The 771-nt window shown below is 36.1% G+C and carries 1 protein-coding gene; it reads left to right on the top strand.

Annotation, left to right across the window (positions count from 1 at the left end; translation table 11 throughout):
- A partial coding sequence (locus tag A9G34_RS10835) for a DUF6708 domain-containing protein (protein WP_218055730.1) occupies positions 1–708 on the top strand: 708 nt, incomplete at its 5' end.
- Between the last annotated feature and the right edge of the window lie 63 nt (positions 709–771).

The following is a 771-nucleotide window of genomic DNA, read 5'->3' as shown; positions in this document are numbered from 1 at the left end:
TTTATTCGTCAGGATCACAATGATCAGATTTTTTATTCATCTTTATATCTTATTGCAACCATACTTTTATTCATTGCTGTTATTTTATGGATTTGGTTATTACTTATTCATAAACCTGAAGCGGGTAATTCAATAGTAATTATAGCAATATTGGCTTTGATGGTGAGTATTTTTTCTTTGTATATAACTATTCCTGCCGTTTATCAAAGCTTGTTTTCCCGCCGTGGCAGCCCCATTATATTTAATCGTAAAACCGGTAAAGTCTATGTTAATGAAAGTTACTTTTTTAACTTTAAAGTATTACGGCATCCTGCGGTATTTTTACAACCGAAAAAACGCCGAATAAAAGAATATGATTGGAACGATTTGCACGGTGTTATTATTCATAATATGTCACGTAATGCCTTAAGTTCAACCGTGTTAATGGTCTGCCAACCGGGCACGCACCAAGTGATAGATCATATTATGTTAGATCCTGCTCGTGCCGGCGCAGGAAGTACATTTGTTTGGGGGTGGATCAATAGTTTTATGGTGCATTATAAATCTGCCAATATCGATGACGGCGAATATAAGTCAGATCAAGAAGCGGAATTTAAAGCCCATAGGATTGAAGGTGAAGGTTGGCCCGAATGGATGGTCGAAGCGTTTAATGCCACATCGCAAGAAGAGCTCGCCGAAATCAAACAACGACACCATATAACGGAATAATATAATAAAAATATTATTAAAATAATGGACACCGTTAAAGAAGGTGAAAGCCAAGATAAAAAA

The organism is Gilliamella sp. Choc4-2 (assembly GCF_001690355.1).
GTDB classification, from domain to species: domain Bacteria; phylum Pseudomonadota; class Gammaproteobacteria; order Enterobacterales; family Orbaceae; genus Gilliamella; species Gilliamella apicola_A.
This window is presented reverse-complemented; position numbering and strand designations above follow the sequence as displayed.